This window comes from Streptomyces sp. A18 (assembly GCF_059026065.1).
The window spans coordinates 317467-342483 of record NZ_JBWLKL010000003.1; the positions used below are offsets into that span (position 1 = coordinate 317467).

Genomic DNA, 25017 nt, shown 5'->3' on the forward strand with positions numbered 1-25017 from the left:
CTGCTGGCGGTCCGCGGCCTGCTGGCGGATCCTGGAGTTACGTACGCCGACGTACCAAGGGAGGCGGACATGGCCACACATGTACTTCACCCAGGGGCGAAGCGGCCAAGGCGGCACGTCACGCTGAACGAACACCTGCCCGTCGATCACCGCCTCAGCACGATCTACCGCGTCGGCGCGGGTCTGATGGGGCTCGTCCTGCTCGCGTTCGGCATCCTCGGCCTGATCGACAAGGTCGGCTTCTTCGACACCGGGGGCGACACCGTCGCCGGCCTGAACACCAACGGCGCGCTCAGCGTCCTGTCGATCTGCGTCGGACTGCTCCTGTTCGTCGGCATGGTGATCGGCGGCAACTTCGCGTCGACGCTCAACATGGTCCTGGGCTGCGCCTTCGTCCTCAGCGGCTTCGTCAACCTCGCCCTCCTGGACACCGGGCTCAACTTCCTCGCCTTCCGCATCCAGAACGTCCTGTTCAGCTTTGTGGTGGGCATCCTGCTGATGGTCTTCGGGATGTACGGGCGGGTCGGCTCTGCCCTGCCGCACGACAACCCGTACTGGCAGGCACGCCACCCGGAGCAAGTACGGCACGCCGGGCGCGGGCAATCGCGCAGACCGCGGAACGAGCACGGGGTGCAACGCTCTGAGCAGGCAGACCACCCTGAGCAGGCCCCCTGAACGCCCTGTGCGAGCCTTGGGGCATGTCGGACCTCACCACTGCTTTCAGTACAGTCCTGCGGACCAAGCGCCTGGTCGCCATCGTGCGCGGCACGGACGCGGAGGCGTCGTTCCGGACGGTCATGGCGCTCGTCGAGTCGGGTGTGCCGCTCGTCGAGGTCTCCCTCAGCGGCACCGACGCGCTGGGCGTCCTGCGCCGGGCGCGCGCAGAGCTGGGCGGCGAGGCCTGGCTCGGCGCGGGCACGGTCCTGACCGCGGACGACGCGCGGCGGGCCGCGGACGCGGGCGCCAATCTCATCGTGACGCCGGGCCTCGGGGCCGGAGTGGACGAGGCCGTACGGCGTGAACTCCCCGTCGCAGCAGGGGTGTTGACCCCGACCGACGTGATCGCGGCGAGCGCCACGGGAGTCACCGCGCTGAAGATCTTCCCCGCGTCGGCGATGGGCGGCCCCGCCTACCTCAAGGCGCTGCGGGCCCCCTTCCCCGACCTGCCGTTCGTCCCGGTGGGCGGCGTGGACGCGGCCGCAGCCGAGGAGTACCTGGCGCTCGGCGCGGTCGCGGTGGGCGTCGGCTCCCCGCTCATCGGGGACGCGGCGGACGGCGGGGACCTGGACGCGCTGCGCAAGCGCGCGGCAGAGTTCGTGGCGGTCGCTGGCACGGGAACGGCCACGGGCGCGGGAACGGACGCGGGAACGGTCACAGGAACGGGCGCGGGAACGGGAGCGGGAACGGGCGCGGGAACGGGAGCCGGTCGATGAGCGCCGGGCTCCAAGGGAATGCCACCGACGTCCTCACCCTCGGCGAGAGCATGGTCGCCCTGCGCGGCAGCGGGCCGCTCAAGCTGGGCGGTTCGATGGACGTGTCCATCGCGGGCGCCGAGTCGAACGTGGCCATCGGCCTCGCGCGTCTCGGCCACGCGACGCGATGGGCGGGTGCCGTCGGCGACGACGAGGCGGGCGAGTTGGTCCTTCGCACGCTGCGCGCCGAGGGCGTCGACGTCAGCGGCGCGACCCGCGATCCGGACGCGCCCACGGGGCTCATCCTCTTCGAGCCGCGACTGCCCGAAGTGACCCGCGTGCACTACTACCGTGCGGGTTCCGCCGGTTCACGTCTTACGGCCGCCTCGGTCGAGCGGGCCTTCACCGCTCCCTGCGTACCCCGCGTCCTGCACCTCACCGGCATCACCCCGGCCCTCGGCCCGTCCGCACGCGACGCCTGCCGCCGCGCCCTCGAACTGGCCCGGGAGCACGGCACGACGGTCTGCCTCGACGTCAATTTCCGCTCGCGGCTGTGGAGCGACAAGGAGTCCGCCGCGGTCTTGCGTTCCTGGATTCCGTACGTCGATGTCCTCATCGCATCGGACGACGAACTGCCGCTGTGCGTACCGGAGATGGCGACTGCCGCTGAGGCCTCCGCGTCGGCCGAGGCGCTGCTCGCGCAGGGCGTCCGCGAGGTCGTGGTCAAGCTCGGCGCCGACGGGGCCACCGCGTACACCACCGACGGCGAACTGCACGCTCCCGCACGCCCGGTGCGGGCGGTGGACGCCGTGGGCGCCGGGGACGCGTTCGTCGCCGGGTATCTGTCGGCACTGCTCGACGGGGCGGACGTGGCAGGGCGCCTCGACCGGGCCGTGACCACGGGCGCCTTCGCCGTGGCGTCACACGGCGACTGGGAAGGGGCACCCACACGGGCCGAACTCGAGCTGCTGGGGGCGGGAGCCGGCACCGTGGTGCGGTAGCGCTCCGCTGGGGGTGCGGTGATACCCCGCGGGCCTGTGGGGGTGCGGTGATACCCCGCGGGCCTGTGGGGGTGCGGTGATACCCCGCGGGCCAGTGGGGGCTGGGCGCGCCGCTCCCCGCTCCCCTTACGGGGCGCTCCAGCTAGCCGCAGCAGCCCCCGCCACAGCAGCCGCCTCCGCCACCCTTGGCGGGGGCAGGGGCGGACGCGGACGCCGAACCGCCGACAGCCACCGTCGACAGCAGCTTCACCGAGTCCTCGTGCCCCGCGGGACACGCAGCGGGGTCGGCGGACTCGGCCATCGGGCGGCTCAGCTCAAAGGTGTCGCCACAGGAGCGGCAGCGGTACTCGTATCGAGGCATGGGCCAAGGCTAACGGCAGCGGACCGCTCCGAGATCAGACGCCGGCCGCACCATGGCGGAGGAACTCCCGCAGAATCTCCTCCCCCGCCGCGACCCCCCGCTCCGGAAGCACCGTGAGCCCCGGCGCCGTCCAGCCCGTGTCCGCCAGCTCGCCGTGCCCCGGCCGCCACGAGCGATCGGCGGCGAGCAGCAGATCGGCGTCGAGGAGCGAGTCACCGGCGGCGAGGATCTCGTCGGCGTCGATACGACGGGCCACCTCGCGCACCGCCGCGCTCTTGGTCAGCGGCTTCGGTACGGCGTAGATCTTGCGTCCCTGCAGCGAGACGGTCCAGCCGCGGCTCTCCGCCCACACGGCGAGCTCCTTGACCCACCCTTCCGGCAGCAGGGACCGCTCGACGACCAGATAGGCGAAGAGATCCTCGGCCACCCGCTCCTTGAGGAGCCAGGCCGGGTCGGCGGTGCGCACCATGTGTGCACGGACCTCGTCGAGCGAGGCGCACTCGGCGGCGAGACGGCGTCCGACGCCCGCACGCCACTCGGGGTCGGAAACCCCGTCGACCAGCAGGTGCCCACCGTTGGCGCAGATCGCGAACTCCGGTGCGGAGCCGGGCAGATGGATCCGGCCGTACTGCTCGCGCGTACGCGTGGTCGTCGGCACGAAAACCGAGCCACGGCCCACCTCGCCGAGGAGCCCGGCGGCGGTCTCGGTGACGTACGACAGCGGCTTACTCTCGTACACCTCGACACAGAGCAGGCGGGGCGCGTCGGCGTCGGGCATGGTCAGGTCGAGTGCGGCGGCGGAGTAGATGAGGGTGCGGTCGAGGTCGCTGGCGACCAACACCGAACGGGAGGTGCTCACTTGGAGGCCACCGCCTTGCCGTCCGTGCCGGTGGCTCCGCGGGTGAACTGAGGATGGATCAGTCCGACGCAGGTGTAAGGGAGTTCGGCCACTTCCTCGACCGGTACGCCGCGCTGCTCCGCCAGCAGTCGTACGTGGTCGAGGTCGGCCCCCGCTCCCGCGCGCGCCAGGATCTTCCAGGGGACGCGGCGCAGCAGGACGCGTGTCGTCTCGCCGACTCCCGGCTTGACCAGGTTCACGTCGTGGATCCCGTACTCCTCACTGATCCGCTCGACCGCGGCCCAGCCCTCCCAGGTGGGGGCCCTGTCCGCCGAGAGCAGCTCCTTGACCTGCGCGTCGACGGCGTCGGCCACCTCGCCGAAGCGGTCCGCGACGGCGTCGAGGAAGTCGATGGAGAGGTCGCCGTCGGCGAGCTCGCGGTAGAACTTCGCGCCGTGGAAATCATCGGGGCCGACCAGGTCCGCGCGGAGCACGGTGCGGGATATCAGGCCGCTCACCGTGGAGTTGAGGCAGGCCGAGGGGATGAGGAAGTCCTCGCGGGTGCCGTAGGTGCGGACGCAGGAGCCGGGGTCGGCGAGCACGGCGATCTCCGGATCGAAGCCGACGGGCCCCCCGGCGTCCTCGAACTCTCTTATCGCGTCGGCGAGTTCGCGCGTGATCGCCCCCTTTCCGGTCCAGCCGTCGACGAAGACGACGTCGGCCGTGTCGTGGTGGGCGGCGAGCCAGCGCAGTGCGTTGGCATCGATGCCGCGGCCGCGCACGATCGACACGGCGTAGTGCGGCAGGTCCAGTCCGTGCCGGTGTTGCGCCCAGCGCCGCATCAGTACGCCGACGGGCGTGCCCGCGCGGGCAAGGGAGACGAGGACGGGGCGAGGGGACCGCTCGGCGAGCACGGTCTCGGTGACGGTGCCGACGGCCTGCGCGATGCGGGCGGCGGAGGTGCCGAGCGCCGCGCGGAACAGGTCTTGGTACTGCGGGCTCGGCTGGTACTCGACCGGCAGCGACTCGGCGTAGTGCGCGCCACCGCTCTGTATCGCCTCCTCGCGCTCCTCGGTGGGCGCCTCGAGGCGGACGTCCGAGAGGTCCTGGAGCAGCCAGCCGACGTCTTCGGCCGCGTACGAGGAGAAGTCGGGGCCGCGGAGGGGATCGGGCAGCATGGAGGGCCTTTCGGGGACGTACTCGGGGAGGCGCACAGGGGCTTGCTCAGGGACGTACGAGGGCACGACGGCGAGCAGCACCTGCGGGGTGTGCGCGGCGAGCTGCGCCAACAGGCCTTCGGGCGCGTGGAGTTCGGGGCGGTCGCCCGCGGAGTCGACCACGATGACGACCGCGTCGAAGCCGCCGCCCGCGACGTTGTACGCGTACCGGTCGCCGGGTCCGTCGGCGGGGGCGTCGTGCGCGGGGAAGACGAGGCGGGTGCGGATGGCGTACCCGGGGTCGTCGACGGCGAGGACGGGCGAACGGGTGGTGGTGGAGTACCGCACGTCCGTGGTGCCGGCCGGCAGCCGCTCCTCCAACGCCACGCCGAGGGCCAGTGGCGCGTACATCAGCTCCTCGAAGCCGAGGACGAGCACGCGGGCCTCGCGGGCGCCGGAGGCGTCGCGTGCGTCGGAGGCGTCGCGGGCGTCGGAGGCGTCGCGGGCGTCGAGGCCCGGAGCCAGCGCTTCCGCGACCCGGTCCGCCATCCTCGGCAGCGCCGCCTCAAGCGCCACCCGGTGCTCGGGCGCGAAGCCGTGACGCCCGCCGTCCGGCACTCCGGCGGGCCATCCGATGTCGACCCGGGTGACCGTACCGCCCTCGCGGCGCGGGGCGGGGAGCGCCGAAGCCTCGTACTCCTCGGACGAAGCCTCGTACTCCTCGACCAGCGCCTGCCCCTTCTCCAGGACCCCGTCGGGCAGGCTCACCGTGCCGGAGGCCATCGTGATCAGGTCGACCCGCGCGCCGATCTCCCGGGCGAAATCGGCAAGCCGCCCCTGGTCCTGCGGGGAGCGCATGTCGACGAGCGCCACGATGACGTAGCGCTCGCGCGGGTGCAGCTCGTGCAGGGCGCGAATGGTGTTGAGGACGGTGTTGCCGGTGGAGAACTCGTCGTCGACGAGGACCAGCGGGCCGTCCCTGGTGAGGAGCCGGGGGTCCTCGGGGAGCAGCAGGTGCGAGGTCGCGTGCGAGTGGGACTCCTCGAAGCCGCCCGCCCTGCGCACCCCGTCGACCGGGCGGCGCGTGGAGTGGAGGTAGGGCGCGAGGCCGATGCCGTCCGCGACGCAGTGGCCGAGGCCGGTCGCCGTCTCCGCGTACCCGAGGACGACCGCGCGCCGGGCCTCCGCGTCGCCCAGGAGCTCGCGCGTCCGCACGCCGAGGTCACGCCCGGCCGCGTACACGACGGAGGGCCGCTGCGGCACATGCTTGCCCAGGACGTTCGACACCAGGAGGTGTGCCCGCTTCGGGTTGCGGCGCAGGGCGAGGCCGAGCAGGTCGCTCAGCCCCGCGTCCCCGGCCAACTCCACGCCGAGCCGCTCGGCGACCCACGTCCCTGACCACACCACGTCGTCGTTCACAGTCCTCGCACAGTCCTTACGTTCCTTGAGTAGTCGGCCGGAAAAGCCCGGAGAAGCCGGAGAAGCTCGGAGAAGCTCGGTGGAGAGCCCGGCCGAGCGATGCGTGCTCAGTCGGAGAGCCCGGCGGAGAGCAGCTCCACGAAGCCGATGTCCTCGCGCGCGACGCCGAAGACCTCGGCGCGCTGGAGGGTCCGCTCGGCCCAGGCGCGGTGCGGCTTCACTTCGTTCATCTTGTTCGTGTACGCCGAGCGCATCACCCCGCCGCCGCCCCGTTCCGGGCGCAGGATGTCCTCGGCGTCGCTGAACTCCTCGTGGCTGACGACCGAGAGCGCGTGCACGGGCAGGACGTGCGAAGGGTGGATGCAGGTCTTGCCGGTCAGGCCGTTGGCCCGGTCCAGCTCGATCTCGCGGAGCAGGCCGTCGATGTCGTGCTCGATGAGCGCCTGCCGCAGCTCCTCCGCCCGGCCCTCCAGGAAGGGGCTCCGGCGCAGCTGCGGCTTGAACATCCGCTCCTGGACGCGGAAGTACTCCCAGACGGGGCCGGTCACGGTGAAGCCCGTGCCGTCGACCCTGCCGAGGTGGTTCACGACGTCGGCGATGACCGAGGCGACGATGTGGACGTCGTACGCGGTCATGTGCGGCGGTCTGCGCAGTCCGTACGCCGAGCAGAAGTCGGTGACGCCGAGCCGCAGCGCGAGCACCCGCTCGCGGTACTTGCCGACGGTGCGGGCTATCCCGGCGAGGGTCTCGGCGCGGCTCTCCAGGTGGAGCAGCTCGGGCGATTCGAGGACGGGCATGGCGAAGAGCCGTCGGCCGCTGGTGGCCTCCGCCACGGCGAGCGACTCCAGGAAGGCGACGCCGCGCTCCTCGGTGAACTTGGGCAGTACGAATCCGGACAACAGCCGGATGCTGGGGCCGAGGCGCTCGGCCAGGTCGGCTATCTGCTCGGGGGCCCGGACCCGGATGAACAGGAGCGGCGGCTCCGCGCCTCCCGCGTCATCGCGCTCGGCGAGGTCGGCGAACTGACCGACCAGGTTCTCCTCGGCGCCGACGACCTCCGCGTCGTCGATCGAGTCCTCGAGGCAGAGCACCATCGAGATCACGCCACGCCCGGCCTGTTTCAGGATGTCGTCGGCGAGGCGGGGGCGGGTGGCAGGGCTGTAGAGCGTGGCCCCCAGGGCGGCGGCGAGCAGGCGTGGCGAGGAGTCCGCGGTGAAGGCGCACGGCTCCTGATGGAAGAGACGCTGTCGCACCTCTGGGGCGATATGCCCGAAATGACGCATGATTTCCCCTGTACTCGTCGGCGCGGTCCGACGTGATGTGGCCGGTAATAGTACGTAGGGACGGGTGTCAAGGGTTCCCCATGGGCATGAAATTCAGGTAACCCGGCCATGTCAGACACACCGGCCACACACCGTCACCCCCGCGTTGTCCCGTCCAGGACCGGGAAGGCAGGATGACCGCATGACGCACGCGATGTTGAAGGGGTCGAACGTCCCGCTCGAAGCCACGGCCGTCCGCGCAGTGCTGCGCTGGACCCCGGGACAGGGCGTTCCGGACGTCGACGCGTCGGCCCTGCTCCTGGGCGCCGACGGCCGCGTGCGGTCCGACGAGGACTTCGTCTTCTACAACCAGCCGCGCCATCCGTCCGGCAAGGTCTGGCGGCTCGGCAAGAAGCGCGTCTCCGAGGGCCTGACCGACACGGTCCAGACGGACCTGGCGGGCCTGGATCCGGCCGTGAGCCGCGTCCTGCTCGTCGCATCCGCCGAGAACGTCGCCTTCGAGAACGTACGCGCGCTGCGCATCCTGCTGTACGACGCAGGCGCGGGCGAGGCCGAACCGCTCGCGTACTTCGACATCACCCCGCAGACCGGCGCCGAGACCGCCCTGATCTGCGGCGAGCTCTACCGACGCGGTGACGTCTGGAAGTTCCGCGCCCTGGGCGAGGGGTATCTCAACGGTCTGGAGGGGCTCGCCGGCGACTTCGGCATCTCCGTGGACGAGTCCGAGGCGGTGCCCGAGCCGACGACCGAGGCCTCGCTGCCGCAGCCCTACCCCCAGCAGCAGCCGATGCCCGCCCCCGCCACGCAGGCTCCGGCCCCGCAGCCCTTCCCCGCACCGGCCCCGCAGCCCGCTTACGGCTACCCTCCGGAGCCCCCGCGCCACCAGCCTGCCCCGCAGCCGTCCTACGGCTATCCGCAGCACGCGCCCGCCCATGCGGCGCCGGCCGCGCAGCCAAGTTACGGCTATCCGCAGCCCGTGGCCGCGATGCCCGACCCGAACTTCCGGCTGCCGCCCCAGGGCCCGCAGTTCCTGGCACGCTGAGCGCACGGGAGCCGGGGCCGGGGCGTCGGCGGTTCAGACGCCACCCACCTTCGACTTGTAGCCGCGGCCCCACTGCAGCCCCCAGCCGTAGAGCCGGTCGAGCTCGGCCTGGAAGCCGTACACGAACTTCACCTCGCGGCGCACGACCAGCTCGCCCTTGACGTTCTCGAGCGTGGCCACGGCACACGAGCGGGCCTGCGGCTGGCGCTCGTCCAGGTCGATCTCGATCCGCGGGCCGTTGCTGGGATAGAGCGTCACCTTCGCGTGCGTGCGGTCGAAGGCCGGCGTCTGGTCGTAGATGTAGGCGAAGAACAGCAGCCGCTTTATGGACTCGCGGTGGTCGAGGTTCACATAGATCGTCTCGCCGGACGGCGAACCGAACCGGTCGTCACCGCTGAGCTTCACGTACGGCGCGGCGTTCAGGCTCCCGAAGAAGCTGCCGAGCGGCTGTACGACGCCCTTGGCACCGTCCATCATCTCGTACAGGCAGCCGATGTCGAGGTCGACGTTGACCACGCCCTGGGTGTGCGCCTGCACCACGTCGGGCTGGAACATCCGGAAGGGGTGCCGCAGCAGGCTGTCGCCCTTGGGCTTGCCGATGATGTCGGACGTCCGCATCTGCCAGGAGAGGTTGACCCGGAGGTTGCCGGTGGCCGCGCCCTGTTTGTTGAGCGAGACCGTCGGGTGCCGCTTGGTGAGTTCGATGGCGTTCGTCGCGGCGCTGCCCGACTCGTAGTCCATCGAGCGTCCACGCCACAAACCGTCCCAGAAGGACATCGCCGCCCCCAAAAAATGCCGGAGCCCCATGGGCCCGTTACGAATGCCACGGGGCGGCCAGGAGGACTCGTCCTCGATGGCCGCCCCGTTCAGAAGCGTTCCTCACTCGGCCCCGGGTCACACGCCGGGAACGAGTCAGACCCTGATTCACACGCCGGAAGAGACCTCAGTCTTCTCGCCCGTGCCCGAGCCATTTCCCTCTGCCGCGGCCAGTGCCCGATTTCGGCGCACGGACGAGAGGAAGGACCAGGCGATCAGGACGACGCCGACGAGGCCGGTGATGACCTCGTGGATCTCGTACTGGATCGTGACGAGCAGGATCACGGCGAGGGCGCCGATCGCGTAGTGCGCGCCGTGCTCCAGGTAGACGTAGTCGTCGAGGGTGCCCTGGCGGACCAGGTAGACGGTGAGCGACCGGACGTACATCGCGCCGATGCCGAGACCGAGCGCCATCAGGACGATGTCGTTCGTGACGGCGAAGGCACCGATCACGCCGTCGAACGAGAACGACGCGTCCAGGACCTCGAGGTAGAGGAACATGAAGAACGCGGCCTTGCCGGCCATCGCCATGCCCGTGTTCTTACCGGTGCGCTTGGCCTCTTCCTCGGCCTCGTGCTCGCGCTCCTCGTCCTCCTCCAGCTTGTTCTCGAAGAAGCCGGAGAGACCGCCGACGATCAGATAGGTGATCAGACCGGCGATGCCGGAGATCAGTACCGTCTCGGCCTTGTTGACGTGTGTGCCGCCGTGCTGGTGGGCGTTGACGGCGAAGGTCATCGAGGTGACCAGCAGGACGATCAGCGCGATGCACGCCGACAGCATGTCGACCTTGCCGAGCTTGGCGAGCGGGCGCTCGATCCAGCCCAGCCACTTGATGTCCCGGTCCTCGAAGATGAAGTCCAGGAAGATCATCAGCAGGAACATGCCACCGAAGGCGGCGATCGACGGGTGAGCGTCGGTCACCAGCTGCTTGTACATGTCCTTGTCGGTCATCGCCAGGTCGACGGCCTCGATGGGCCCGATCTTGGCGCTGATGGCCACGATGACGACAGGAAAGACCAGCCGCATGCCGAACACGGCGATGAGGATGCCGATGGTGAGGAAGATTTTCTGCCAGAAGGCACTCATCTTCTTCAGGATCCCGGCGTTGACCACCGCGTTGTCGAAGGACAGCGAGATCTCGAGGATGGACAAGATCGCTACGATCCCGAAACCTGTCCACCCCCCGTAGAACACCGCCGCGACCAAGCCGAGCGCGGTAACCGCGAACGACCAGCCGAAGGTTTTCAGAACCACTGGCTACCCAATCATGTGTGTACGGGCTCCCGCTTAGCGGTCTCCCCCGCGTCGGTCCCCTGCTTTACGAAACATTGACCCCGAAGTCTAGAGCGATGCCCCGCAGACCTGACGCGTACCCCTGCCCAACGGCGCGGAACTTCCACTCGCCGCCGTAACGGTAGACCTCGCCGAAGATCATCGCGGTCTCCGTGGACGCGTCCTCGGAGAGGTCGTAGCGCGCGAGCTCCTGGTGGTCGGCCTGGTTGACGACGCGAATGAAAGCGTTGCTGACCTGGCCGAACGTCTGGCCGCGGTTGTCCGCCTCGTGGATCGAGACAGGGAAGACGATCTTGTCGCAGTTGGCGGGAACCTTGGAGAGGTCGATCAGGAGCGACTCGTCGTCCCCGTCACCCTCACCCGTGAGGTTGTCGCCGGTGTGTTCGACAGAGCCGTCCGGGCTCTGCAGGTGGTTGTAGAAGACGAACCACTCGTCGCCGAGAACCCGGCCCGAGTTGCACATCAGCGCGCTGGCGTCGAGGTCGAAGGGGGCTCCGGTGGTGGAGCGCGCGTCCCAGCCGAGGCCGATCAGGACCTGTGTGAGGTTCGGTGCGGCCTTGGAGAGGGAGACGTTGCCTCCCTTGGCGAGCGTGACGCCCATGATGTGGTCCTCCCCGTGGTTCGTGAGCAAGAATTCCCGGTCCCCCATCGTTCGGGGGCAGCGCCCGGGAGCAAGAATTTTGAGCACGTCCGGCGCCGCACTCGTGGTGTGCGGCGCCGGACGACAAGGCGGAGGGCGTTACTCGGCTCAGACGTTGACGCCGAAGTCCTGCGCGATGCCGCGCAGACCCGAGGCGTAGCCCTGGCCGACGGCGCGGAACTTCCACTCCGCTCCATTGCGGTACAGCTCGCCGAAGACCATCGCCGTCTCCGTCGAGGCGTCCTCGGAGAGGTCGTACCGCGCGATCTCCGCGCCGCCCGCCTGGTTCACGACGCGGATGAACGCGTTGCGGACCTGGCCGAACGACTGCTGGCGGGTCTCGGCGTCGTAGATCGAGACCGGGAAGACGATCTTGTCCACGTCGGCCGGGACCGTCGCCAGGTCGACCTTGATCGCCTCGTCGTCGCCCTCGCCCTCACCGGTGGTGTTGTCACCGGTGTGCTCGACGGATCCGTCCGGGCTCTTCAGGTTGTTGAAGAACACGAAGTTGCCGTCGCTGCTGACCTTGCCCTCGGCATTGGTCAGGATCGCGCTGGCATCGAGGTCGAAGTCCGTACCGGTGGTGGTGCGGACGTCCCAGCCCAGGCCGATCAGAACTGCGGTCAGGCCGGGCGCCTCCTTGCTCAGCGATACGTTGCCGCCCTTGCTGAGGCTGACTCCCACTAGTCCTCCCAATAAGTTGTCCAGGGGCGGGGGAGCCCCAGTCGTGCTTTGCCATCAGATCAACGAGTGGATCCTAGTGACCGGTTCCCGGCCGCCACAGGCTCTGCACCTGAAGAATCACAGGGTGTCACCCCTGAGGAATCACAGGGTGCCGAGCGCCTTGACGTATTCGTTCAGGTCGCGGGCGTCCGGCAGGCCGTTGACGACAGTCCAGCGCACCACGCCATCCTTGTCGATGATGAAGGTGCCGCGCACCGCACAGCCCTTGTCCTCATCGAAGACCTCGTACGCACGAGACGCCTCGCCGTGCGGCCAGAAGTCGGAGAGCAGCGGGTACTCCAGGCCCTCCTGTTCGGCGAAGACGCGCAGGGTGTGGATGGAGTCGTTCGACACCGCGAGCAACTGCGTCTCGTCGTTGACGAACTTCGGCAGTTCGTCGCGCAGCGCGCAGAGCTCCCCCGTGCACACGCCGGTGAACGCGAACGGGTAGAAGAGCAGCACCACGTTCTTCTCGCCACGGAAGTCCGACAGCTTCACGGTCCGCCCGTGGTTGTCCTTCAGCTCGAAGTCCGGGGCTTTGGTGCCGGTCGCGATTCCAGCGAGCGCCATGAGTACGCATCCCTTCGATGGGGCTGTTCGGGTGACGACCACCCTACGCAACGGGCTTTTCGTGCGATCACCCCGCAGGGCGGGCACCGGGCGGACATCTTCCGCGGCGGCCACACACGTTCCGCGGCGTACACGCACGCATGAGCCCCCACCGGCATACGTCGGTGGGGGCTCACGGCACTTGGCTCAGTCGACTTCCTGCTGCCTGAGCGGCAGCTTCACCGCTTCTTGGCTGCCGCCTTCGGCGTGACAAGACGGCTGCCCGTCCAGTCCTTGCCCGCGCTGATGCTCTTGGTCTGAGCGAGGCCTGCGGTCTGGGCTGCTTCGTTGATGTCGCTCGCCTCGACGTAGCCGTCACGGCCCGTCTTGGGCGTCATCAGCCAGAGGTCGCCGCCCTCTTCGATCAGCTGGGTGGCGTCCACCAGCGCATCCGTCAGGTCGCCGTCGTCCTCGCGGAACCACAGCACTACAGCGTCAGCAGTGTCGTCGTAGTCCTCGTCGACGAGCTCGCTGCCGATCACCCCTTCAATGGCCTCGCGGAGCTCCTGATCGACATCGTCGTCGTAGCCGATCTCCTGGACCACCTGCTCGGGCTGGAAACCCAGCCTCGCGGCAGGGTTGGTCCGCTCCTCCGCGTGGTCCGCGGTCGCGCTCACGGCTTGCCTCCTGATCATGTTTTCGGGAATGCCTTCACCCACGCGCGTGCGCGGGACATTGGCGGTAGTCCACACGGGCGGACCGGATCGCGCAAGTACCCGGCCGTCAAGACCGCTGAAACGGTGACGTTCCCGGCCGTGTCGCCGCAACAGAAGGCCCACCTGCCAGATCCTGCTCCGCTCGCACTTCGCTCGTACGACGCCGATCGGAACTGAGGTCCGAACGGCCTTACGAACCGGCTAGGCAGGATGGGCGTATCGTTGCGATTTGGTCGAGCCTACCCCAGGGCCGCCGGGCGAAGGTCTCGGTTACCTCTCAGTAGAGATGACGATTCCGCCCACGCGGTACACGATGGGGAACGTCTCACAGCCAGGCAGAACCCAGGCGAAAGCCCCAACAGCGAAGGAACAGCGTGGCTTCCGGATCCGATCGCAACCCGATCATCATTGGCGGCCTGCCGAGTCAGGTCCCGGACTTCGATCCCGAAGAGACCCAGGAGTGGCTCGACTCCCTCGATGCCGCGGTCGACGAACGCGGCCGCGAGCGGGCCCGCTACCTGATGCTCCGGCTCATCGAACGCGCGCGCGAGAAGCGCGTCGCCGTGCCCGAGATGCGCAGCACGGACTACATCAACACGATCGCCACCAAGGACGAGCCCTTCTTCCCCGGCAACGAGGAGATCGAGCGCAAGGTCCTGAACGCGACCCGCTGGAACGCCGCGGTGATGGTCTCCCGCGCCCAGCGCCCCGGCATCGGGGTCGGCGGTCACATCGCCACCTTCGCCTCGTCGGCCTCGCTCTACGACGTGGGCTTCAACCACTTCTTCCGCGGCAAGGACGAGGGCGACGGCGGCGACCAGATCTTCTTCCAGGGGCACGCGTCCCCCGGCATCTACGCCCGCGCGTTCCTCCTCGACCGGCTCTCCGAGCAGCAGCTCGACGCGTTCCGCCAGGAGAAGTCGAAGGCCCCGAACGGGCTCTCGTCCTATCCGCACCCGCGCCTGATGCCGGACTTCTGGGAGTTCCCGACCGTCTCCATGGGCCTCGGCCCGCTCGGCGCGATCTTCCAGGCGCGGATGAACCGCTACATGGAGGCGCGCGGCATCGCCGACACCTCCAAGTCCCACGTCTGGGCCTACCTCGGCGACGGCGAGATGGACGAGCCCGAGTCGCTCGGCCAGCTCTCCATCGCCGCCCGCGAGGGCCTGGACAACCTGACCTTCGTCGTCAACTGCAACCTCCAGCGCCTCGACGGCCCGGTGCGCGGCAACGGCAAGATCATCCAGGAGCTCGAGTCGCAGTTCCGCGGCGCCGGCTGGAACGTCATTAAGCTGGTCTGGGACCGCAGTTGGGACCCGCTGCTCGCGCAGGACCGCGACGGCGTCCTGGTCAACCGGCTCAACACCACGCCCGACGGCCAGTTCCAGACGTACGCGACCGAGACCGGCTCGTACATCCGCGAGCACTTCTTCGGCGACGACCACCGCCTGCGCTCCATGGTCGAGAACATGACCGACGAGCAGATCCTGCACCTGGGCCGCGGCGGCCACGACCACAAGAAGGTCTACGCGGCGTACGCGGCCGCCAAGGCCCACAAGGGCCAGCCGACCGTGATCCTGGCGCAGACGGTCAAGGGCTGGACGCTCGGCCCGAACTTCGAGGGCCGCAACGCCACGCACCAGATGAAGAAGCTGACGGCCGACGACCTCAAGGGCTTCCGCGACCGCCTGCACATCCCGATCACGGACAAGGAGCTGGAGGGCGGCGCCCCGCCGTACTACCACCCGGGCCGCGACTCGGAAGAGATCCAGTACATGCACGACCGCCGCCAGGGCCTCGGCGGTTATGTCCCGACCCGCGTGGTCCGCTCGAAGCCCCTCCAGCTTCCCGAGGACAAGACGTACGCGACCGCGAAGAAGGGCTCGGGCCAGCAGTCGATCGCCACCACCATGGCGTTCGTCCGCATCCTGAAGGACCTCATGCGGGACAAGGAGATCGGCAAGCGCTTCGTGCTGATCGCCCCCGACGAGTACCGCACCTTCGGCATGGACGCCTTCTTCCCGAGCGCGAAGATCTACAACCCGCTCGGCCAGCAATACGAGGCCGTCGACCGCGAGCTCCTCCTCGCCTACAAGGAGTCCCCGACCGGCCAGATGCTGCACGACGGCATCTCCGAGGCCGGCTGCACGGCCTCGCTGATCGCCGCGGGCTCGGCCTACGCCACCCACGGCGAACCGCTGATCCCCGTGTACGTCTTCTACTCGATGTTCGGTTTCCAGCGCACCGGCGACCAGTTCTGGCAGATGGCCGACCAGCTGGCCCGCGGCTTTGTCCTCGGCGCCACCGCCGGCCGCACCACTCTGACCGGCGAAGGCCTCCAGCACGCGGACGGCCACTCGCAGTTGCTCGCCTCGACCAACCCGGGCTGCGTCGCCTACGACCCCGCCTTCGGCTACGAGATCGCGCACATCGTCAAGGACGGCCTGCGCCGTATGTACGGCCCCGACAGCGAGGACGTCTTCTACTACCTCACTGTCTACAACGAGCCGATCCAGCACCCGGCCGAGCCCGCCGACGTGGACGTCGACGGCATCCTCAAGGGCATCTACCGCTTCAAGGCGGGCGAGCAGGGCGCCATCCCGGCGCAGATCCTCGCCTCCGGTGTCGCGGTCCCGTGGGCGGTCGAGGCCCAGCAGATCCTCGCTTCGGAGTGGAACGTCAAGGCGGACGTCTGGTCGGCGACCTCCTGGAACGAACTGCGCCGCGAGGCGGTCGACGTGGAGCGCCACAACCTCCTGCACCCCGAGGAGGAGCAGCGCACCCCATACGTGACGCAGAAGCTGTCCGGCGCGGAGGGCCCGTTCGTGGCCGTCTCCGACTGGATGCGGAGCGTCCCCGACCAGATCTCCCGCTGGGTCCCCGGCACTTACCAGTCCTTGGGCGCCGACGGCTTCGGCTTCGCGGACACCCGTGGTGCGGCCCGCCGCTTCTTCCACATCGACGCGCAGTCGATCGTGGTCGGCGTGCTGACCGAGCTGGCCCGCGAGGGCAAGCTCGACCGCTCCGTACTGAAGCAGGCCATCGACCGCTACCAGCTGCTCGACGTCACGGCGGCTGACCCGGGCGCTGCTGGGGGCGATGCCTAGTACCTGCGCGACGGGCGGGCATAACGGGCATGTGCGCGTCCTGTAGCACGTAGGTCGTCCGGAGGGCGGTGGGGCGGTGGTTCCCGCCGCCCTCCGGTGTTCCTACGATGCGCGCATGGAAGCGCCCATAAAGCACCAACCGGCACAGCTCCGTTGGGAGCGACGCACCCAACGTCCGCTCCTCGCGCTCGCGGTGGCCTTCGCCATCGCCTACGCCGTGCCCATCGTGGTGCCCGACGCGAGCAAGAGTGTCGCGACCACCTGCACGGTGGTGGAGTGGATCGTCTGGGGTTTTTTCGCCGCTGACTACCTCGTACGCCTCTACCTCACCGACCACCGCAAGCAGTTCGTCCGCTCGCACTGGCTCGACCTCTGCGCAGTCCTCCTTCCGATGCTGCAACCGCTGCGGTTGCTGCGGCTCGTCTCGACTCTGCTACTGGTCGGCCGCCGGGCCCGGATGGCGTCCCAGATTCAGCTGACGACCTATGTCGCCGGTGCGGTCGTGGGCCTCCTCATGTTCGGTTCATTGGCTGTCCTTTCGGTGGAGCGGGAGTCACCGGACGGAAATATCAAGACGCTTGGTGACGCGGTGTGGTGGTCCTTCACCACGATGACCACCGTCGGCTACGGCGATCACGCACCGACAACTGGGCTCGGCCGCATCCTCGCGGTCGGCCTGATGCTGTCGGGCATCGCGCTTCTTGGTGTGGTGACCGCGAACATCGCGGCCTGGTTCATCTCGCGCTTCGACCGGGACGACGCGGAGGAGCGGCGCCAGACGGCAGCGATCGAGGCGCTGACGACGGAGGTGCGGGCGCTGCGGGCACAGGTGACGGCGTTGTCGGGTGGGGCGGGGACGGAACCAGGTTCCGTTCCGGCTGCAGGGTCTGCCGCTGACACTCCTCGCGTGCCTCCGGTCAGTTCTCCCAGACCTTGAACGCCCTGACGCGATAGGGAGATTCGGGGAGCCAGGTGCCACCCCCCGGATATGTGTCGAACTCGCCGGTCTCGGCGCACTCCGCTGATTGATACGTGGTGACCGGCCGGCCCGTGCGGTTGGCGAGGGCTTGAGCGCTGCCCCCCTCCGGCAGCGCTACACAGCTCTCGATGTCGATCTCGGACAGCTCGAAGGCCTGTCGGGTGCCTTCGAACTCCGCCTTCTCCCATAGACAGAGCTCCCCCGGCCCACAACTAGCGAGCGTGGGTGGCTCGGCACTGGCGAGCGTGGGTGGCTCGGCGGCTCCAGCGTGCCTCGCGGGTGCGGCGGAATCGGGCTGGGTGGACGGTGCCGCGGCTCCGGCCTGTACAGGGGTCAGGATCACCGTGGCGAGCGCGGCCGCGGCGAAGGCCGTGGGCATGGTCGTACGCATCTGCATCAACTCCCGTGTCGTGTCGATCACTTGTCAGAACTGTGACCCACTCGCTAGCTCCGTCGGAAGGGGTACGGATGTGCGTCACCCAGATAGGCGAAAGCCCCCCAGTTGAACCCTGAGGGGCTTTCCCTGATGCGTGAGCGCCGTCCGGTCAGATGTGTCCGACTCCGGCACCCGAGTCAGCGTTGGCGCCGCGCTTCGTCAACGTGGCGACCAGGGCCGCGATGACCGCGACGACACCGGCAACAGTGAAGGCCAGGCCCATGCCGGACACGAATGTGTCGTGCGCGACCGAGGTGATCGCCTCGGCGACCGGCTCCGGCGCCTTCGGCGGGACAGGGGCCCCGCCCATCTCGATGACGGCCGACGCCTGGTCGGTCTGTTCCGGCGTCATGGGCGGAAGCTTGGCGTCCGCCCAGTTCGCGGGGAGCTCGTTGTCGACCCGTGCCGCCATCACCGCGCCGAGCACCGCCGTGCCGAGGGCGCCGCCGACCTGCATGCCGGCCTGCTGGAGACCTCCCGCCACACCGGACAGCTCCAACGGGGCGTTGCCGACGATGACCTCGGTGGCTCCCACCATCACGGGCGCGAGGCCGAGGCCCAGCATGCCGAGCCAGAGCGACATGGGCAGCGTCGCGGTGTCCGTCGTCATCGTGGACATGCCGAACATCGCGATGGCGGTGGCCACCATGCCGCCGACGAGCGGGACGCGCGGGCCGAATTTGGTGATGAGCGCGCCGGCGATCGGCGACGCCACGATCATCATGGCCGTCAGCGGCAGGAGGTGCAGTCCGCTGTCGACCGGGCTCATGCCATGCACGTTCTGCAGATAGAACGTGACGAAGAACAGCCCGCCCATGAAGGCGAAGGCCATCAGCACCATCAGGACGGTGCCGGCGGACAGCGGGACGGATTTGAACATGCCCAGCGGGATGAGCGGTTCCTTGACCTTCGTCTCCCAGAAGGCGAAGAGCGCGAACAGGACCACCGCGCCCACGAGGAAGAGCAGCGTCCTGGACCCGCCCCAGCCCCACTCCGAGCCCTTGATGAGGGCAAGGATCAGCGCGAACATGCCGCCGGACAGCAGGACGATGCCGGGGATGTCGAAGGACTTCGGCGCGTTCTCCGCGCGGTGGTCCTTCAGGATCACCAGGCCGAGGACAAGAGCGAGGATGCCGACGGGCACGTTGATGAAGAACACCGACTGCCAGCTGACGTGCTCGACGAGCAGACCGCCGACGATGGGGCCGCCCGCGGTGGAGGCGCCGATGACCATGCCCCAGATGCCGATCGCCATGTTCAGCTTCTCGGCGGGGAAGGTGGCGCGCAGCAGGCCGAGCGCGGCCGGCATCAGGAGCGCGCCGAAGAGGCCCTGGAGCACACGGAACGCGACGACCAGGCCGACACTGCTGGAGAACCCGATGGCGCCGGAGGCTACGGCGAAGCCCGCCACGCCTATCAGGAAGGTCTGCCGGTGGCCGAACCGGTCACCGAGCTTACCGGCGGTGATCAGCGCGACGGCGAGCGCGAGGAGGTATCCGTTGGTGATCCACTGGACACCGGCCATCGTGGTGCCGAGGTCCTTCGCGATGGCCGGGTTGGCGATCGCCACGATGGTGCCGTCCAAGGCGACCATCATCACGCCGATCGCGACGGAGAAGAGCGTCAGCCAAGGATGGCCGCGGAGCCCCTTCGCCGGGGCCGGAGCGGACGAGGGCTCCGGCGCCTTGTCCGCCTTGTCGACGGTGATCTGACTAGTCATGCGATCGAGGCTAGTGTCAGCCGCTGACAGTTGACAAACCATTTCACAAGTCGGTAACTGTCACGTAGCTCACAGGTAGGGTGAGCTGGTCGGATCGGCGGAATGAGGGCCATGGCGTGAGGACCGAGCAGCGAGCGGCGGACCCCGCGGATCCGCAGGCCGAGACCCCCGGAGACGTCTCCGGCGAGCCCTCTCGCCCCGGACTGCGCGAGCGCAAGAAGCAGCGCACCCGTGACGCGCTCCTGCGTGCAGCGCTCGAGCTCTTCACGACCAAGGGGTACGAAGAGACGACGGTCGACGAGATCGCCGAAGCGGTCGACGTCTCCCAGCGCACGTTCTTCCGGTACTTCGCCAACAAGCAGGAGACCGCCTTCGCCGTACAGGAGATGGTGGAACGGCGATTCGTGGAGACCCTGCGCGAACGCCCCGCCGACGAAGCTCCGTTCGTCGCCCTGCGCGGGGCGGTCATCGGCGCCTGGGACGCGATGGGCCGGTCCATCGAAGAGGTCGTCCCGGTCGAACTCCACATGCGGACCTACCAGATGATCGAGTCCACCCCTTCCTTGCTCGCCGCCCACCTGCGCCGCTCCATCGAGATGGAGGAGGAGATCGCACGGGTGATCGCCGAGCGTGAGGGCCTCGATCTGGACACGGACCCGCGACCGCGCGTGGTGGTAGCCGCCTTCAGCGGAGTGATGCGCGTGACGGGACGACTGTGGGGTGCGGGCGAGGACTCCAGCGTGGAGTCGATCCGCGCGATCACCGAGTCATATCTCGACCATCTGGGACCCGCGTTGGCAGAGAATTGGCGCACAGGGTGACGGTTCGCGCACTCCGCGTCAGGTCGTGGAGTGGATCGACGTATCGAACAAATCAATACGTTAAGTGATGGGTTGATGCACCGTCAGTAGCCGTGCGCCCGGGTGCGCTACGCGCATGCGCCGCCTACGGAGGGTGACCGAAGTGCTCGAAGTGCGACCGCTTTGCCTCAATTACCCCACAGGAAACGTGATCTGCCTCACCCGGTGCACGGTAGGCATCACGATTCTCCTAGGGTGTTCCGTAGTGACTTCCTTCGACTCCTCCCCTCAACTCAGCGCCTGGCGCGCACTGCTTGCGCTCGCCGTCGTGTTCGTCATGCTGGCGACCACGGGCTGGACCGCGGTGCGCCACCACAAGGACGCCGCATCGCCGCTCGCGGCCTCGCTCTCCGCCTGGGAGCGCGGGCACATCAACGGTCGGGCCCTGCCCGACACCGGTGCCCCGGCCGGCAAGCTCGCCCATTTCTTCGCCTCGCTCAGCGCGCAACAGCGCACCAGTCTCGCCTCCCGCTACCCCCTTGCGGTCGGCAACATGAACGGTGCCCCTGTAGAGCTGCGATATCGGGCGAACCACATCGCCCTGGACGAAGCGCGCAAGACCGAGCGGCGGCGCATGCACGACAACCGGCTCTCCCCACTCGGGCAACAGGAGGCGGAGCGCAGAATGAAGCGCTTCGGCGTGATGATGCACCCTGGTCGGCAGGTCCTGTCCTTCGATCCCATGGGAGCGGGTCGCATAGCCGAGGTCTTCGGAGACCTCGACCAGGCGTCCAGGGTGTCGGTCGTGGTGCCCGGTGTGGACACGAACCTGCTGACCTTCGAGCGGACGAACCGCAAGTACTCGGCGCCTGTCGGCATGGCCAAGGCCCTGTACCGCGCGGAGCACAAGGCGAGCCCACGCGCGCGTACCGCTGTGATCGCCTGGGCCGACTACACCGCGCCTGTCGGTCTCGGTGTGGACGCGGCCACGTCCATGCGCGCGGACGACGGTGCGATTCGGCTCAATTCATTGGTGCGCGGGCTGCCTGGCCACTCACCTGTCGCGCTGTACTGCCACAGCTACGGCTCCGTGGTGTGTGGGGTCGCGGCGCGAGAGCTGCCCTCTCGCGTCTCCGACATCGCGGTCGCGGGCAGCCCCGGCATGCGCGCCGACTCGGTGGCGCAGCTGGGCACGGGTGCCCGGGTCTGGGCCACCAGGGACGGCAACGACTGGATCCAGGATGTGCCAAACATGGAGGTCGGCGGGCTCGGCCACGGTGCCGATCCCGTCTCGCGGGACTTCGGCGCGCGGGTGCTCTCCGCACGGGGCGCGATCGGCCACACCGGCTATTTCGAGCCGGGCACGGAGAGCCTCAGCAACTTCGCCGACATCGGCATCGGTTCGTACCGTTCGGTGCAATGTGCGAGCGGGGACGACACGTGCCGGAAGGAATTTTCCGGCACGACAGTGGCCTGACGCGCGTAGAAATCGACAAAACAGCGGCACGCCGCAGGAGGGACGGGGGCGCGCGTGCCGCCTACGATGAGCCGCATGGGTGACGTACTGGCCGGATTTCATGCCGCCTGGGAGTTCGAGTCCGACTCCGTGCTCATCCGCTTCGAACGGGGGATCCGCACGCCGAAGCTCCTTCAGGCGCTCGGTGAACGCCGCATCCCCCACGAGGCGATCGCGGCGGTGACTCTTACTCCCGGCAAGCGCGGGACGGTCGTCCTGCACGCCGTGCCGAGACCGGGCGCGGATCCGCTGATGGAGGCGGCAGCAGGCCAACTCAAGGACGGTTGCGACCCGTATCGGCTCGTGCTGCCCGCCGAGCGGGAGACGCTCGCCGAGTACTACGCGGACGAGCTGCGTGCCCAGCTCGCGCAGGACGACTGCGGGCCTCCGGACCGTTACCTCGTAGCTCCGCCGGAGACTCCGCTGCAGTTCAAGGCGTACGACGGGAAGGCGTCCTTCGACGGCAAGTCGGTGGCCTTCCGGTGGTTCTGGACGGGTGCTTCGTCGGCGAAGTGGAAGGCCGGCGACCAGAGTTTCCTGGTCACGGATCTGAGCGGCGTCGAGTGGCGCTCTCCCGAGGTCTTCGAGGGCCATCTGCGGCTGCTGCGTCGTGAGACCCCCCTCGCCCAGCCCGCGCAGGCGGACCAGGACCCCGCGGCCGTCGTCTTCGGTCTCGGGTATGGCCCGGTGCACGAGTCGCTGCCGTTCGCGGCGTCGGTGCTCGCCGCGGTACGGGCGTCGGGCCCGGCCCTGACGCCCGGCACGGTCCCCGGCACCGCCACGGTCACCCGCCGCGACCCCGCGGACATCGCGGATCGCATCCGGCACCTCGGCGAGCTGCACCAGGCCGGTCTGCTCACGGACGAGGAATTCACCACGAAGAAGGCCGAGCTGCTGGCGGAGCTGTGACCGGGCGGGGGCTCGGTTATCGACGGGATCTTGGCCGTTGGCGGGGTCCCGGCCATCGACGAGGCCTCGGCTGCCGGCGGAGCCTCGGCCATCGACGGAGTCTCGGTCATACCTGGGTATGGCGGGGAACCCGATTCGTACCCGGGTATGAGGTGCAGGTCAGCTCCGCGGTACTACGGCGCACAGCGTGCTTCATGCCTACGCTGATCAGGCCATGAGCAGCGCATCGACACCACCGGACCAGGATCCCCGCCCGCCGGCCGCCGAGCCGGGTAAGCGCGGGGTCACCCTTCAGCGTGCGACCGCGGGCGTCCGGGACGGGCTCGGCAGGGCAGGGGCCTTCCTCTCGGCTCCCGCGGGGCGGGCCGAGCCGCTCCTTGCCCAGGCGCCCAAGCGCTGGGTGCGGCTGCTGCCCTTGGTCACCACGCTGGGCTTCGTCGCGGCACTCATCCCGGTCACCACCCAGGTCCTGACAAACGACTATGGGGTGAGCGGCGGTCTGGCGGGAGCCCTGGGTGTCGCCCAGGCCGCGCCGCTGCTGCTGGCGGTCAGCCGCCCGTTGGCCGCCTGGTGCATCATGATCGTCGCGGATGTCCTCGGGGCGATCGTGACGCTGTCCATGGGCAACGACCGGCCCGCCCCCTGGACGGCCATGATCATCGTGGGTTACGTGGTCGTGTGTCTTCTCCTGTCGTTGCGCGAGAGCCGCCGCACCCTGCTGGGCATCTGGCTGGTCACCGTGGTCGCGAGCCTCGTCCTCGGCGCGTTCCGCGACGACGGCAGCCAGGACACCAGCGTGCTGCTGATCGTGCTGAGCGGTGTCGCGCTGCTGCTCGGCGCGCTGCTCCGTGAGCGTGGCGACGCACAGCGCAGACTCATCGAGCAGGAGACCATCAGCGAGGCCGAGCGCGCCCAGCGCACCCTCCTCGAAGAACGGGCGCGCATCGCCCGGGAGTTGCACGACGTCGTCGCCCACCACATGTCGGTGATCACAGTGCAGGCCGACTCCGCGCCCTACCGTCTCGACGGCCTTCCGGACGCGGCGCGTGAGGAGTTCGGAAGCATCGCGGCCAGCGCGCGTGAATCTCTCACCGAGATGCGACGACTGCTCGCGGTGCTCCGCAGCGAGGACAGACCCGGCGAGCTCGCCCCTCAGCCCGGACTCAGCAGATTGCCGCATCTGGTGGAGGCGACGGTGCGCGCCGGCATACCCATCGACCTGTCACGTCCTGAACTGTCGATGCTCACGCAGCTGGCCGACGTCACACCGGCAGTCGACCTGTCCGCGTACCGCATCGTCCAGGAAGCCCTGTCGAACGTGATGCGGCACGCGCCGGGAGCGCGCACCACCATCACCGTGACCCTGGACGCAGAGCATCTGCTGATCCTCGTGGTCAACGGCCCGCCCACCGAAACACCCGACTCGTTGGAGCACAGCGGCACAGGTCACGGACTCGTCGGCATGCGCGAACGCGTACGGTTGGTCGGCGGCACGGTCGACGCCGGGCCACTGCCCGACGGCGGCTTCCGTGTGGCGGCCCAACTCCCCCTCGTCAAAAAGGACTCCGGCACCGCATGACCATCCGCGTGATCATCGTCGATGACCAGAACATGGTGCGGGCCGGCTTCGCCGCACTGCTTGCGGCCCAGAGCGACATCGACGTCGTGGGCGAGGCACCGAACGGCAAAGTGGGTGTCGACGTCAGCCGCAGCACCCATCCCGATGTCGTCCTGATGGACGTCCGGATGCCGGAGATGGACGGACTCGCCGCGGCGCGCGCCCTGTTGGACCCGCCGCCCGGCGTGGTGCACGTGCCGAAGGTGCTGATGCTCACCACGTTCGACGTCGACGACTACGTGTACGAGGCGCTGCGCGCCGGAGCCTCGGGCTTCCTCCTCAAAGACGCCCCGCCCGCCGATCTGATCTCGGCGGTACGCGTGGTGGCGGCGGGCGAGGCGCTGCTCGCTCCGTCGGTGACACGGCGCCTGATCACGGACTTCGCCAAACAGCGGCCGCCACGCAATGACCAGTCGCTGCGGCTGAACGGTCTGACGCAGCGGGAGACCGAGGTGCTGGTGCTGATCGCGCGCGGCCTGTCCAACCAGGAGATCGCCGAACACCTGGTCCTCGCCGAGCAGACGGTGAAGACCCACATCGGCAAGGTCCTCTCGAAGCTGGACCTGCGGGACCGCGCGCAGGCCGTGATCTTCGCCTATGAGTCAGGCCTGATCACGCCCGGAGAGCAGTAGAGCCCGCACCCCAGAGCCCGCACACCCATACCGTGGTCTGAGCTCTCCTG

At 69.0% G+C, this 25017-nt stretch carries 23 protein-coding genes; 11 read left to right on the plus strand and 12 right to left on the minus strand.

Features of this window, described 5'->3' with window-relative positions:
* Positions 1-69: 69 nt before the first annotated feature.
* Genes AC5P1C_RS07115 through AC5P1C_RS07125 form a run of 3 tightly spaced genes read left to right on the plus strand, consistent with a single transcriptional unit; the run spans position 70 to position 2413 of the window.
* Positions 70-675, plus strand: a complete 606-nt coding sequence (locus tag AC5P1C_RS07115) for a DUF4383 domain-containing protein (protein ID WP_493864795.1) — start codon at positions 70-72, stop codon at positions 673-675.
* A gap of 23 nt (positions 676-698) precedes the next feature.
* Positions 699-1433: a bifunctional 4-hydroxy-2-oxoglutarate aldolase/2-dehydro-3-deoxy-phosphogluconate aldolase gene (locus AC5P1C_RS07120; protein ID WP_493864796.1), complete on the plus strand. Its 735-nt coding sequence runs from the start codon at positions 699-701 to the stop codon at positions 1431-1433.
* Complete coding sequence (locus AC5P1C_RS07125; protein WP_493864797.1) at positions 1430-2413, plus strand: sugar kinase; 984 nt, start codon at positions 1430-1432, stop codon at positions 2411-2413. The genes AC5P1C_RS07120 and AC5P1C_RS07125 overlap by 4 nt, the downstream gene beginning before the upstream one ends.
* 142 nt (positions 2414-2555) lie before the next feature.
* Here AC5P1C_RS07125 and AC5P1C_RS07130 read toward each other — a convergent pair whose 3' ends face one another.
* From AC5P1C_RS07130 to AC5P1C_RS07145, 4 genes are all read right to left on the minus strand, one after another.
* Entirely contained in the window at positions 2556-2774 is a 219-nt protein-coding gene (locus tag AC5P1C_RS07130) for an FmdB family zinc ribbon protein (RefSeq protein ID WP_493864798.1), read from the minus strand.
* A 34-nt stretch (positions 2775-2808) separates the two neighbouring features.
* Complete coding sequence (locus tag AC5P1C_RS07135) at positions 2809-3633, minus strand: HAD family hydrolase (RefSeq protein ID WP_493864799.1); 825 nt, start codon at positions 3631-3633, stop codon at positions 2809-2811.
* Positions 3630-6188, minus strand: coding sequence for a phosphoribosyltransferase (locus AC5P1C_RS07140; protein WP_493864800.1), 2559 nt, complete (start codon positions 6186-6188; stop codon positions 3630-3632). Before AC5P1C_RS07140 ends, AC5P1C_RS07135 begins: the two co-directional genes overlap by 4 nt.
* Before the next feature lie 107 nt (positions 6189-6295).
* Positions 6296-7471, minus strand: a complete 1176-nt coding sequence (locus AC5P1C_RS07145; RefSeq protein WP_493864801.1) for an HpcH/HpaI aldolase/citrate lyase family protein — start codon at positions 7469-7471, stop codon at positions 6296-6298.
* Positions 7472-7652: 181 nt separating this feature from the next.
* On the opposite strand from AC5P1C_RS07145, the gene AC5P1C_RS07150 reads away from it, so the two are divergent.
* Positions 7653-8513, plus strand: coding sequence for a TerD family protein (locus tag AC5P1C_RS07150; RefSeq protein ID WP_493864802.1), 861 nt, complete (start codon positions 7653-7655; stop codon positions 8511-8513).
* A 33-nt stretch (positions 8514-8546) separates the two neighbouring features.
* On the opposite strand, the gene AC5P1C_RS07155 is transcribed toward AC5P1C_RS07150, so the two are convergent.
* From AC5P1C_RS07155 to AC5P1C_RS07180, 6 genes are all read right to left on the minus strand, one after another.
* Positions 8547-9290 carry a TerD family protein gene (locus AC5P1C_RS07155; protein WP_493864803.1) on the minus strand — a complete coding sequence of 248 codons (744 nt, stop codon included), beginning with the start codon at positions 9288-9290 and terminating at the stop codon, positions 8547-8549.
* A gap of 147 nt (positions 9291-9437) precedes the next feature.
* Complete coding sequence (locus AC5P1C_RS07160) at positions 9438-10583, minus strand: DUF475 domain-containing protein (protein WP_493864804.1); 1146 nt, start codon at positions 10581-10583, stop codon at positions 9438-9440.
* Between the two features lie 64 nt (positions 10584-10647).
* Positions 10648-11223 carry a TerD family protein gene (locus AC5P1C_RS07165; RefSeq protein ID WP_493864973.1) on the minus strand — a complete coding sequence of 192 codons (576 nt, stop codon included), beginning with the start codon at positions 11221-11223 and terminating at the stop codon, positions 10648-10650.
* 147 nt (positions 11224-11370) lie between these two features.
* The gene (locus tag AC5P1C_RS07170) at positions 11371-11946 is read right to left on the minus strand and encodes a TerD family protein (RefSeq protein ID WP_493864805.1); all 576 of its coding nucleotides are present in this window, start codon (positions 11944-11946) and stop codon (positions 11371-11373) included.
* A 141-nt stretch (positions 11947-12087) separates the two neighbouring features.
* On the minus strand, positions 12088-12555 hold the full coding sequence (locus AC5P1C_RS07175; RefSeq protein WP_493864806.1) for a peroxiredoxin: 468 nt from the start codon (positions 12553-12555) through the stop codon (positions 12088-12090).
* 218 nt (positions 12556-12773) lie between these two features.
* Positions 12774-13211: a DUF3052 domain-containing protein gene (locus AC5P1C_RS07180; protein ID WP_249590132.1), complete on the minus strand. Its 438-nt coding sequence runs from the start codon at positions 13209-13211 to the stop codon at positions 12774-12776.
* Between the two features lie 413 nt (positions 13212-13624).
* Between AC5P1C_RS07180 and aceE the strand changes: the two genes are divergently transcribed.
* On the plus strand, positions 13625-16357 hold the full coding sequence (aceE, locus tag AC5P1C_RS07185; protein WP_493864807.1) for a pyruvate dehydrogenase (acetyl-transferring), homodimeric type: 2733 nt from the start codon (positions 13625-13627) through the stop codon (positions 16355-16357).
* A gap of 115 nt (positions 16358-16472) precedes the next feature.
* Positions 16473-17294 (plus strand): potassium channel family protein, encoded by an 822-nt coding sequence (locus tag AC5P1C_RS07190; RefSeq protein WP_493864808.1) that lies wholly within the window; start codon positions 16473-16475, stop codon positions 17292-17294.
* On the opposite strand, the gene AC5P1C_RS07195 is transcribed toward AC5P1C_RS07190, so the two are convergent.
* On the minus strand, positions 17275-17727 hold the full coding sequence (locus AC5P1C_RS07195) for a peptidase inhibitor family I36 protein (protein WP_493864974.1): 453 nt from the start codon (positions 17725-17727) through the stop codon (positions 17275-17277). The genes AC5P1C_RS07190 and AC5P1C_RS07195 overlap by 20 nt on opposite strands.
* Before the next feature lie 154 nt (positions 17728-17881).
* On the minus strand, positions 17882-19492 hold the full coding sequence (locus tag AC5P1C_RS07200) for an MFS transporter (RefSeq protein WP_493864809.1): 1611 nt from the start codon (positions 19490-19492) through the stop codon (positions 17882-17884).
* Positions 19493-19695: 203 nt separating this feature from the next.
* Between AC5P1C_RS07200 and AC5P1C_RS07205 the strand changes: the two genes are divergently transcribed.
* The 5 genes from AC5P1C_RS07205 to AC5P1C_RS07225 all read left to right on the plus strand — a co-directional run bounded on the left by AC5P1C_RS07205 (position 19696) and on the right by AC5P1C_RS07225 (position 24967).
* Entirely contained in the window at positions 19696-20313 is a 618-nt protein-coding gene (locus AC5P1C_RS07205) for a TetR/AcrR family transcriptional regulator (RefSeq protein ID WP_493864975.1), read from the plus strand.
* Between the two features lie 244 nt (positions 20314-20557).
* Complete coding sequence (locus tag AC5P1C_RS07210; protein WP_493864810.1) at positions 20558-21769, plus strand: alpha/beta hydrolase; 1212 nt, start codon at positions 20558-20560, stop codon at positions 21767-21769.
* Positions 21770-21835: 66 nt separating this feature from the next.
* Positions 21836-22717 carry a DUF4429 domain-containing protein gene (locus AC5P1C_RS07215; RefSeq protein WP_493864976.1) on the plus strand — a complete coding sequence of 294 codons (882 nt, stop codon included), beginning with the start codon at positions 21836-21838 and terminating at the stop codon, positions 22715-22717.
* 214 nt (positions 22718-22931) lie between these two features.
* Entirely contained in the window at positions 22932-24296 is a 1365-nt protein-coding gene (locus tag AC5P1C_RS07220) for a sensor histidine kinase (protein ID WP_493864811.1), read from the plus strand.
* Positions 24293-24967: a response regulator gene (locus AC5P1C_RS07225; RefSeq protein WP_493864812.1), complete on the plus strand. Its 675-nt coding sequence runs from the start codon at positions 24293-24295 to the stop codon at positions 24965-24967. Before AC5P1C_RS07220 ends, AC5P1C_RS07225 begins: the two co-directional genes overlap by 4 nt.
* Positions 24968-25017 lie beyond the last annotated feature (50 nt).